Source organism: Pseudomonas sp. MM227 (genome assembly GCF_947090715.1).
In the GTDB taxonomy this organism is placed as follows: domain Bacteria; phylum Pseudomonadota; class Gammaproteobacteria; order Pseudomonadales; family Pseudomonadaceae; genus Aquipseudomonas; species Aquipseudomonas baltica.
In genome coordinates this window covers 2,666,102-2,677,390 of sequence record NZ_OX352319.1, presented here as the reverse complement: position 1 = coordinate 2,677,390, position 11,289 = coordinate 2,666,102, and the positions used below count along the sequence as shown (strand labels likewise).

8 protein-coding genes are annotated in these 11,289 nt (G+C 65.2%); all 8 read left to right on the top strand.

The window, feature by feature from the left end; genetic code table 11:
• The first annotated feature begins 58 nt into the window (after nt 1–58).
• The 8 genes from ONG87_RS12005 to ONG87_RS11970 are packed head-to-tail and all read left to right on the top strand — an operon-like array spanning nt 59 to nt 11,218.
• A complete protein-coding gene (locus ONG87_RS12005; RefSeq protein ID WP_240998762.1) occupies nt 59–2,206 on the top strand; it encodes a TonB-dependent receptor in 2,148 nt (715 codons plus the stop codon).
• Between the two features lie 14 nt (nt 2,207–2,220).
• Nucleotides 2,221–3,939: an ABC transporter substrate-binding protein gene (locus tag ONG87_RS12000; RefSeq protein WP_264381325.1), complete on the top strand. Its 1,719-nt coding sequence runs from the start codon at nt 2,221–2,223 to the stop codon at nt 3,937–3,939.
• Complete coding sequence (locus ONG87_RS11995) at nt 3,936–4,871, top strand: ABC transporter permease (RefSeq protein ID WP_264381324.1); 936 nt, start codon at nt 3,936–3,938, stop codon at nt 4,869–4,871. The genes ONG87_RS12000 and ONG87_RS11995 overlap by 4 nt, the downstream gene beginning before the upstream one ends.
• A 49-nt stretch (nt 4,872–4,920) precedes the next feature.
• Nucleotides 4,921–6,207, top strand: coding sequence for an acyl-CoA dehydrogenase family protein (locus ONG87_RS11990; protein WP_122477626.1), 1,287 nt, complete (start codon nt 4,921–4,923; stop codon nt 6,205–6,207).
• 20 nt (nt 6,208–6,227) lie between these two features.
• Nucleotides 6,228–7,559, top strand: a complete 1,332-nt coding sequence (locus ONG87_RS11985; RefSeq protein WP_264381323.1) for an LLM class flavin-dependent oxidoreductase — start codon at nt 6,228–6,230, stop codon at nt 7,557–7,559.
• 33 nt (nt 7,560–7,592) lie between these two features.
• A complete protein-coding gene (locus ONG87_RS11980) occupies nt 7,593–8,645 on the top strand; it encodes an NADP(H)-dependent aldo-keto reductase (protein WP_122477630.1) in 1,053 nt (350 codons plus the stop codon).
• A 27-nt stretch (nt 8,646–8,672) separates the two neighbouring features.
• Nucleotides 8,673–9,563 (top strand): ABC transporter permease, encoded by an 891-nt coding sequence (locus tag ONG87_RS11975; protein ID WP_264381322.1) that lies wholly within the window; start codon nt 8,673–8,675, stop codon nt 9,561–9,563.
• The gene (locus ONG87_RS11970; protein ID WP_264381321.1) at nt 9,560–11,218 is read left to right on the top strand and encodes an ABC transporter ATP-binding protein; all 1,659 of its coding nucleotides are present in this window, start codon (nt 9,560–9,562) and stop codon (nt 11,216–11,218) included. Before ONG87_RS11975 ends, ONG87_RS11970 begins: the two co-directional genes overlap by 4 nt.
• Nucleotides 11,219–11,289 lie beyond the last annotated feature (71 nt).

The window sequence follows — 11,289 nt, the reverse complement described above, 5'->3', positions numbered from 1 at the left end:
CGAGTCCGACTATACCAATAGAAGCTCGCCTTATATTCATTGGGTGGGAGCAACACATTTGAAGTTACATGCCTATACGCCGTCGTTGAACAGTCGGCGCAGTACCGCCTATCGCTATACCGAATTCGCTTCAGGCCTGAGTGCCTGCCTGTTGTTCACTGTCGCTCCTGCCTTCGCCGATACACCAGAGCAACGCTTGCAAACGGTCACTGTGCAGGCCGCCAAGGCGACACCGGTCGAGCAATCCCGTGCGCAGCTCAAGGAAGTGCCCGGGGGCACCAGCCTGGTCGAGCAGGCCGAGGTCGACAAAGGGCGCTCCGCCAGCCTCGAAGATACTCTGGCGTACCAGCCTGGCGTGTATGCGCAGTCGGCCGGTGGCAACGACGCGGTCAAGATTTCCATCCGCGGCTCCGGCGCCAATGCATCACCGGGCTACTTCCGCGAGGGCACCAAGTTCCTCTTCGACGGATTGGCATTGACCGGCGCCGGCGGTACTCCGTACGAGCTGCTGGACGGGCAGGGCTTGCAGTACACCGAGATCCTGCGTGGCGCCAATGCCTTCGAGTACGGCGCCTTGTCTCTGGGTGGCGGCATCAATTTCATCACCCATACCGGCTACAGCGCGCCGGGCAGCCAGATCAAACTGGAAGGTGGCAGTTTCGGTTGGCAGAAACAGACCCTTCGCACCGGCGGTGTGGTCGGTGATGCAGACTATTTCGTCAGCGTCGACAACGCTCGACGCGATGGTTATCAGGATTACACCTTCAGCAAGTCCAAGGGAGTCGTGGGTAACTTCGGCTACCGGTTCAATCCGAAACTTCAGACGCGTCTGATCGTGCGCTACCGCGAGGAGTTTCACGAGAACGCCGGTGCGCTGACGCGCGCCCAGCTCAAGCACGACAGCACCCAGACCAACGCGGCCACGCGCGCCAGCCGCGGCGACTCGACCAAACGCGGCTCTACCTGGGTAGCCAGCAAGACCACCTACACCTTCGACGACGACGCCACCCTGGAATTCGGCGTTGGGTACCACGACTATCCGCAGATCTTGAACCGTCGCAGCACGGTCAACCCCAACTACTGGGACTGGAGCGACATCAACGCATCGCTCAAATACACCCGCTACGACCAACTGTTCGGCCTCGACAGCACCACCACCCTGGGCTTCACCAGCACCGAGCACTTGAACGCAGGCGCCAAGACCTATCGCGGCGACAAGGACCTTGGGCTCCTGCAGAAAAACGTCAAGTACGACGGCTCCTTCGACCATGTGTTCACCGTCGGCAACGACCTGGGCCTGACCGATCGGTTGTACCTGACCACCGGCGTCTCGGCGATCCAGATCAAGCGCGACATCGACGTGTCTTTCAGCGATCGGCCCAACACCAGCGGCTTTCCCACGCGCTACGACTACGACGACTGGTCCCTGGCACCGCGTGCGGGGCTGCGTTTTGAACTGACCCCAAACTTGCAAGTGTTCGGCAACGTCAGCCGCTCCGTCGATCCGCCCAGTTCGTGGTCGATCTCCAACTCCGGGGTGACCAACAACTACATCAAGCCGCTGGTACCACAAACCGCGAACACCGTGGAATTCGGTGTCCGCGGCCAGTCCGAGCGTTTCGACGGCAGCCTGGTGCTGTACCGCTCCTGGGTCAAGAACGAGTTGCTGACCACCCAGATTGCCGCCGCCACCGGCACCAGCGCGGCGATTGTCTCGACATCCAATGCCACCCCGACCATCCACCAAGGTATCGAAGCGGGCCTGACCACCAAGCTCTGGCAGGGCAGCAACGGTGATGTACTCAGCTGGCGCCAGGCCTACACCCTCAACGACTTTTACTACCGCCACGACCCTGCCTTCAGCAAGAACGAGTTACCGGGCCTGCCCAAGCATATCTACCAGGCCGAACTGCAATACCAGTACGCCAATGGTTTCTACGCCGGCGTCAACGTTCGCTCCGCGTCGAGTACGGCGGTGGACTACGCCAACACGTTCAACGCACCGTCGTACACGATCTTCGGCGCACGCCTGGGATACGACGCGCCGAGCAAGAAGTGGCAGGCCTACGTGGACCTGAAAAACCTTGGCGACAAGGATTACGTGACCGCCATCGTACCGGGCTACAACGCTCAGGGGCAGGACACTGCAGCGCTGTATCCGGGGGACGGCTTCGGTGCGTTCACCGGCGTGACCTACAACTTCTGATGGCTGCCCGACCCATGACCTCGACCTTCTTCGGCTGCGCCTTGATCGGCGTGCTGTTCACGCTCTCGGCCTGTTCGCCCGCTGCCGATGCGCCAGCCACCCCGGTGGCGCAGGCACCGAGCACCGACGGCATCGTCAATGGCGATCTGATCAGCTACCCCGCTTCCGACTACCACGAAGAGGTACCCGGCAAGCGCGGCGGGACGCTGCGCGTGACCACCGCCGCCGACACCGGCACCTTCGACGTCCATTCGATTTCCCATGGCAACGTGCAGTGGTTGGGGCGAGTGCTGTACGACTGCCTGGTTTACCAGGACGAGGAGGGCAGGGTCTCGCCCTGGCTGGCAAAATCCTGGGAAGTGTCCGAAGACGGCAGGACCTACACCTTTCACCTGCGCGAGGGCGTGACCTTCAGCGACGGGGAGAAATTCAATGCCCAGGCGGTGAAGATCAACCTGGAACACATGCGCGATCCCGCGACCAAGTCGCCCTTGGCGGCAGCCTATATCGCACCGTATGACCAGGGTCGGGTGATCGACGAGTACACCTTCCAGGCGACTTTGCGCGAACCCTATTCGCCGTTTCTCGACGTGCTGGCGCAGTCCTGGCTGGGGATGATTTCGCCGAAGCAGATCCTCGAAGCACCCAAGTCTATCGCCGAGCACCCCGTCGGCTCCGGGCCGTTCGTGCTGCAGAGCTATACCCGCGACCAGGGTGCGGTGTTCACCCGTCGCCCCGGCTACGACTGGTCGCCACCGGTGACTCGCCATCGAGGCGAGGCCTACCTGGATCGCATCGAACTCAGCTTCGTGCCCGAGGCGATGATCCGCTTCACCTCACTCCAGGCTGGGCAGTCGGACCTGACGCTGGATGCGCCACCGCAGAACGCCAAGGCCATTCGCGCCTCCACCGACCTGACCCTGCGCAGCCGCATTCGCAAGGGCAACCCGTTTCGCAGCCTGACGTTCAACGTCGAAAAGGCGCCGTTCGATGACGTGCGGGTACGTCGCGCGGTAGCCAAAGGCATCGACCGCGAGGGCCTGGCCTGGATCATCGGGTTCGGCGAATACCGGGTGAAGGCGGATTTTCTCGCCGCCAATACGCGCTACTACGACCCCACGTACAAGGATGTGCTGGCCTACGACGTCAAGGCCGCCAACGCCTCGCTCGACGACGCCGGCTGGACAGAGCGCGACGCGCAGGGGTACCGCACCCGCAACGGTGAGCGGCTGGGCGCGACCCTGCTGGCAACCGAAAGCGCGAGCTTCTCCAGCAGTGTTGCGGTGGCGATTCAGGCGGACCTGAAGAAGCTCGGTTTCGAGTTGCGCATCGAACTGCTGCCGCTGGCCCAGGTTACCGACCGCCGTTATGCCGGCAACTTCCAGGTCATGGGCGGTGGTTACTGGCACACCAACACCCCGGACGGTCTGTACATCCTGTACCACAGCGATTCCATCACTTCGGAAAAACGTATCGGCCAGAACGGCGGGCGTTTTCGCGATGCCGAACTGGATCGACTGTTGGCCGCAGCCCGACGCAGCCACGACCCGGCTCGTCTCGAACGGCTGTACAGCAAGGCCCAGCAACGCCTGGCCGAACTGGTGCCGGTGGTGCCGTCGTTCGAGAGCCATGTATTGGTCGCCTACTCGAACCGCCTTGCCGGGGTGATCTTCGACACCTCGCACAACACGGTCTTTCTGCCCAGCCTGTGGCTGCAACCGGAGGCGAAATGAACAGTGTCCTGCGCAAGGTGCTCTGGCGCCTGCTGGCCGGTGTCGGCGTGCTCTGGGGAGCCGCGACCCTCACCTTTCTGGCCATCAACCTGAGTGCCGGTGACCCTGCACTGGCCATTCTCGGCGGTCCGGAATCCATGCCGACCCCAGAGATGATCGTGCGGGTACGCGCCGAATACGGCCTCGATCAGCCGCTGATCGTGCAGTACGGCCACTATATCGCTCGCTTGGCTCAAGGCGATCTGGGCGAGTCCTATCGTCTGCGCATTCCGGTCACCCGGGCTATCGGCGCACAGATCGGCGCCACCGTGCAGCTGTCGATCTGCGCGGCGCTGGTAGCCGTGATCCTGTCGGTCATCAGTGCGATCACCACGGCCAAGCGCAGCCCATGGGTGCGCTCGCTGGTATCGGGATCTGAGCTGGTGTTGTCGTCGGCGCCCTCGTTCGTCATCGGCATTCTCCTGCTGCTGGTGTTCGCCTTTCACTGGCACGTGCTGCCACCTTCGGGGTCGGGTAGCTGGCAGTCGTTGATCCTGCCGACCCTGGCGCTGGCCCTGCCGATTGCCGCCGTACTGACCCAGGTGTTGCGCCAGGAGCTGGAAGACATTCTCGACCAGCCTTTCATTGCCATGGCCCGCGCCCGCGGCATGTCCGAGACCGGTGTGCGCCTGCGCCACGCCCTGCGCCATGCCCTGGTGCCGCTGGTGACCCTGGCCGGTTTCGTCTTCGCCAGCCTGCTCGGCGGGGCGGTGGTGGTGGAGCTGCTGTTCTCCCGCCAAGGCATCGGCCGGCTGATGCTCGATGCGGCCAATGCCAAGGACGTGCCCATGGTGCTGGGCATCACCCTGTTGGCAGCGGCGATCTATGTGGCGGTGAACCTGGTGGTGGACCTGGTGAACCACTGGATCGACCCGCGAGTGAAGCCCGCATGACCCGAATTTTCACGGCTGCCAGGCAGCCCGATGACGCAAGGAAAAGACCATGAGTGTTGAACAACGTACCGGCGGTTTCCCGCTGGCCCCCGACTATGCCCGCCTGCGTGCCCCTTTTGCGCCGATCTTCACGCGCATCGAGGAGACTGCACTGGCCCGCGAACAGCAGCGCGAACTGGCCTTCGAAGCGGTGAGCTGGCTGCGCGAGGCCGGTTTTGGTGCCTTGCGTGTGCCAAGCGAGCAGGGCGGCGCGGGCGCCACCCTGCCGCAGTTGTTCGAGCTGCTGATCGAGCTAGCCGAGGCGGACTCCAACCTGCCGCATATCCTGCGCGCGCATTTCGGCTTCGTCGAAGGCCGCCTGTCCCGCGATGAAGCCGAGTCGCAGGCGTACTGGCTGGCCAAGGTGGTGGCCGGTGACCTGTGGGGCGCGGCCATGGCCGAGCGCACCGACACCAGCAAACAGAGCGTGACCCTGACGGCCGAAAGTGAGCAGAGCTGGCGCCTGGACGGCAAGAAGTTCTACTGCACCGGCACCCTGTACGCCGACTGGATCGCCGTGTCGGCGCTGACCGGTGAAGACTTCGTCAGCGTCTCGGTGCCCACCACCGCGCCAGGCGTGAGCCGCGACGACGATTGGGACGGCTTCGGCCAGCGCCTGTCGGGCAGCGGCACCACGCGTTTCGACAACGTCCCGGTGCCGTCCGAGTACGTGTTGCGTCGCTATGCGGCCGGCGAGCAGCGTCCCGAGTCCTATATCTCTGCCTTCTATCAGCTGTTTCACCTGGCGACATTGGCCGGCATTGCCCGCGCGGTGCTGCGCGACGCCAGCGAATTCGTCCAGGGCCGGACCCGTGCCTTCGGTGTGCCGGGCCAGTCCAGTCCCAAGGACGATCCACTGGTGCAGCGTGTCGTCGGCCGCCTGTCGAGCCTGGCCTATGCCGCGCAGACCCAGGTACTGGCGGTGGCGCAGGTGCTGCAGAACGTCCACGAAGCCGAACGCGCCGGGCAGGCCAGTGAAGCCCACTACACCGAGGCCGAGGTGCGCGCCTTTCAGGCTCAGCAGATCGTTCTGGAGCAGGTACTGGAAGCCACCACGTTGTTGTTCGAGGTGGGCGGTGCATCGGCCACCAGCCAGTCGCGGCGCCTGGACCGGCACTGGCGCAACGCGCGCACGCTGGCCTCGCACAACCCGGCGATCTACCGCGAACGGGCGCTGGGCAACTACTACCTCAACGGCATCAGCCCGAATGCCGCCTGGCGCGCCTCGCAGGCCGAGCACGCCGCCGCCCGATCCGAACCGGTCGCTGCTCTGCACGATGAAGCCAGCGCCGTCTGAACCGCCTTCAAGGAACCGCCATGAGCCCCAAACCGCAAATGAGCATCGGCATGAACATCCTCGGCTTCGGCTCGCACTCCGCCGCCTGGCGAATGGGCGAGGTGCCGGCCAATGCCTACCTGGATGCCGAGTACTACTGCAACATCGCGCGCATCTCCGAGCGTGGCACGCTGGACGCGATCTTCCTCGCCGACGGTCCGGCATTGGGCGGCGACGTGGCGCAGCACCCGGCCGGGCGCCTCGAGCCCACGGTGCTGCTGACGGCCGTGGCCCTGGCTACGCAACGCATCGGCGTGATTGCCACGGCATCGACCACCTATAACGACCCGTTCAACCTGGCCCGGCGTTTCTCTTCGCTGGACCATATCAGCGGTGGCCGAGCGGCGTGGAACGTGGTGACCAACGCTGGCGATGCCGCCGCGCAGAACTTCGGCCTGGCCGGTGCGCCGCTGCACGTGGACCGCTATGCACGCGCCGACGAGTTCATCGACATCACCCTCAAGCTGTGGGACAGCTGGGAGGACGACGCCATCATCGGCGATGCCGTCAGCGGCCGTTTCGCCGATCCGGCCAAGGTGCACACGCCCGGTTTCGTCGGCAAACACTTTTCGGTCAAGGGGCCGCTCAACCTGCCGCGCTCGCCCCAGGGCCGGCCGGTGCTGGTGCAGGCCGGCTCGTCCGAAGGTGGCAAGGCGCTGGGCTCGCGTTATGCCGATGCGATCTTCACCACCCAGACCACCCTGGAAGACGGCCAGGGCTTCTATCAGGAGATGAAACACCGCGCCCGGCAATGGGGGCGCAACCCGGCGCACCTGAAGATCATGCCAGGGCTGTCGACGGTGATCGGCAGCACCGAGGCCGAAGCCCATGCACGTTTCGATCGCCTCAACGATTTCTACGGCGAAGAAGGGCTGCTGTATCAGGTGGCCGCGCGGGTGGGGTTGAGCGTCGCCGAGTTGGACCCCGATGCGCCGTTGCCCTGGGACAGGATCGGCCCGGTGGCATCCTTCGAGCGCGGCTCGCACGGGTTTCTCGAAGCCCAGCTGAACCTGGCGCGCCGGGAAAACCTGAGCATTCGCCAATTGTCGCGGCGCATTCTGGTCGGCCACCGCTTGCTGGTCGGCACCCCGGAGCAGGTCGCCGACACCCTCGAGCATTGGTTCCTGGCCGGTGCTGCCGATGGCTTCAACATCATGCCGGACATGTTTCCGTCCGGCGTCGAAATCTTCGTCGATGAGGTGGTGCCGCTGCTGCGCCAGCGCGGTGTTTTCCGCCACGAGTACAGCGGCCACACCCTGCGCGATCACCTGGGCCTGCCGTATCCGGCCAGCCAGTACGCACGCAGCGCCTGAACCTTTCATGCCCGCAACGGACCGATTCGAACCATGAAATATCGCACCCTTGGCAATACCGATCTCAACGTCAGCCTGCTGGGCCTGGGCACCATGACCTGGGGGCATCAGAACAGCGAGCAGGACGCCCATCGGCAACTGGACCTGGCCCTGGCGCACGGCGTCAATCTGATCGACACCGCAGAGATGTACCCCACCCCGACCCATGCCGAAACCTGGGGCAGCACCGAGCGCTTCATCGGCACCTGGCTGCAGCGCAGCGGGCGCCGTGCCGACATCGTGCTGGCCAGCAAGATCATCGGCCCACCGCGCCAGCCGGGCACCGGCGGGCATATCCGCGACGGCCTGACCCGCCACGACCGCGCCAACATCACCGCAGCACTGGACGGCAGTCTCAAGCGCCTGCAGACCGATTATCTGGACCTCTACCAACTGCATTGGCCCGATCGCACCACCAACATCTTCGGCCAGCGTGAATACCCGTACGTCGAGGACAATGGCAGCGTCGCCATCGAAGAGACCCTGGAGGTGCTCGGTGAACTGGTCAAGGCCGGCAAGATCCGTCACATCGGTGTGTCGAACGAGACCCCTTGGGGCGTTGCGCGCTTTCTGCAGCAGGCCGAGCAGCGCGGGCTGCCGCGCATCGCCAGCGTGCAGAACCCCTACAGCCTGTTGAACCGACTGTACGAAGGCGGGCTGTCGGAGTTCAGCCATCGCGAAGGGGTAGGGCTGCTGGCCTATTCGCCGCTGGCGTTCGGCACGCTCACCGGCAAATACCTGAACGGCGCGCGACCACAGGGCTCGCGGCTGACGTCGGTGTATCGCACCTTCAACCGCTACGACAGCGAGTCGGCCAGCCGCGCCATCACCGCCTACGTGCAGTTGGCCAATGACTATGGCTACACCCCCGCGCAATTGGCGCTGGGCTTCGTCGCCCGGCAGCCGTTCGTCAGCAGCGTGCTGACCGGCCAGACCAGCGAAGCGCAGTTGCAGGACAACTTCAGTGCGCTGGACATCGAGTTCACCCCGACCCTGCTGGACAAGATCGCCGAGATCCATCGCGCGACCCCCAACCCGGCGCCTTGATCGGTACCTGCCCTACGGAGAATCGCCATGGCAATCAGCTCATCACTCACGGTGCTGGGTCCGGTACCCGCAGGCACGCTGGACGCAGGCATCGATCACCCTCGGGCGCGCACCCGGCTGCGGCCGGGACTGGTACTGGCCGGCGCGTTCGTTCTGCTGCTGATCGTGGCAGCCATCGCCCCAGGCCTGCTGACCACGGTCGATCCACTCGACGCTGTGGCACGCCATGCGTATCGAGCGCCTGACGCCGTGCACTGGCTGGGCACCGACGAAAACGGCCGCGACGTCCTCAGCCGCCTGATCCATGGCGTGCGTCCGTCGCTGCTGCTGGGTTTGGCGGCCACGGCCATGGGTTTGGCGCTGGGCACCTTGCTGGGTCTGGTTGCAGGCCTGGGGCCGCGCTGGCTCGACGCCGCAGTGATGCGCGCGGTGGATGTGCTGCTGGCGTTTCCGGATCTGTTGCTGGCCTTGGTGATCATCACCTTTTTCGGCCAGGGCACGTTGAACCTGATCATTGCCGTCGGGATCGCCAGCGTGCCGCGCTACGCCCGCCTGGTGCGTGCGCAAACCCAGGTGGTGCGCGGTGCTGGCTACGTGGAAGCGGCGACGACGCTGGGCCTGGGTCGCGCGGCGGTGATCTGGCGACACGTGCTGCCCAATGCGATCAAGCCGATCCTGATCCTGGCCACCATCGGCATCGGCGGCAACATCACCGCTGGGGCGGCCTTGAGCTTCCTGGGTTTCGGCGCGCCGCCGCCCGCGCCGGAGTGGGGCACCATGCTCGCCATCGGCCGCAACTTTCTCGCCAACGCGTGGTGGCTGGTGGCGTGGCCGGCGCTGGCGATCACCTTTACCGTCATCTCGATCACCGCCATTGGCCGTGAACTGCTGCGTCGCAGCGAAGGAAAGCGCTTATGAATGCCATCGTCAATCCGCCGCAGCCGCTGCTCGACGTGCAAGACCTGCACGTGGCGTTCAGCGCCCACGCGCAACCGGTGATCCGCGGCATCAGTTTTCAGCTGGCCGCCGGCGAATGCCTGGCGCTGGTGGGCGAGTCCGGCTCGGGCAAGAGCGTCACTTCGCGTACGCTGGCCGGACTCACCGGCGCGCATTCCGAAGTGCAGGCCCGGCGCTTGTCGTTCGCCGGGCGTGATCTGCGCACGTTTCGCGAAAAGGACTGGTTGCAGCTGCGCGGCGCCCAGTTGGGTTTCGTCATGCAGGATGCGTTGGGGGCGCTGGACCCGCTGCGGCGAGTCGGTCAGGAAATCGCCGAGCCGCTGCGTCTGCACACCGATTTGAAGCGCCGGCAGCGCGAGTTGCGTGTCATCGAGCTGTTGCGTTCGGTCGGCGTTCCCGAGCCCGAACTGCGCGCACGCCAGCATCCGGGCCAGTTGTCGGGAGGGCTGCGCCAGCGCGCGTTGATTGCCTCGGCCATCGCCTGCAACCCCCGCTTGCTGATCGCCGACGAACCCACCACGGCGCTGGACGCGACCGTTCAGGCGCAGGTCATGAGCCTGCTCGAATCGCTGCGCGGCGAGGACACCGCCATGCTCATCGTCAGCCATGACCTGGCGGTAGTCGCGCGCCTGGCCACCCGCATAGCAGTGATGTACCGCGGGGTGATCGTGGAGCAGGGTAGCGTCGATCAGATTCTGCGCGACCCTCGCCATCCCTATACCCAGAGCCTGTTGGCAGCCGGTACCGCGGTGCATTTCCGCCGCGCCTACGGCGACTCGGCCGCGGCCGCTGCGACGCCTGCAGCCGGTGAAGTCCTGCTGCGAGCCGAGCACCTGAGCAAGTCTTTCCAAGGCCCGGACGGGCGTGTGCGCACGGTGGTGGCAGATGTTTCGCTGCGCCTGGAGCGCGGCCGTACGCTGGGTATCGTCGGCGAATCCGGTTCGGGCAAGACCACCCTGACGCGGATGATCCTGGGGCTGGAGCGTCCCGACAGCGGCGACGTGTGGATCGACGGCCAGCGCTGGTCCGATCTGGACAACGCCCGGCAAGCTCGGGTCCGGCACAGCATTCAGGTGGTGTTCCAGGATCCGCTCGGCTCGTTCGATCCGCGCTATACCGTGCAAAGGGTCTTGTTCGAAGCGCTGCAAGTGGCGGGGCATCCACGGGCGACCTGGGACGCTCGGGCCGAGCGCTTGCTGGCGCTGGTGAAAATGGATGCTGCGGTGCTCGATCGGCGGCCCATCGAATTGTCCGGCGGGCAGCGTCAACGCGTTGCGATCGCCCGCGCGCTGGCGGCCGAGCCACAGATTCTGGTGTGCGACGAGCCGGTGTCGGCGCTGGATGTGTCGGTGCAGGCGCAGATTCTGCAATTGCTCGACGATCTCAAACACCGGCTGGGGCTGGCGTGCCTGTTCATTTCCCATGATCTGGGGGTGATCAACCACGTCAGCGACCATGTGCTGGTGATGAAGGACGGCGAAGTGGTGGAGGCGGGCGCAGTGCGCCAGGTCCTCGACCGGCCGCAACACCCTTACACCCAAGCCCTGCTCAGCGCCGTACCGACCTTGCAGACCGGCGCCCTGCGCGCGCTCACCTATCTGCCCCTGGCGATCTGAGCCGAGCCCCTACACGGTCCGCTCGCCACACCGGACGCGGCTCGCGCCGCTGCTACACGATTTACGCGTTC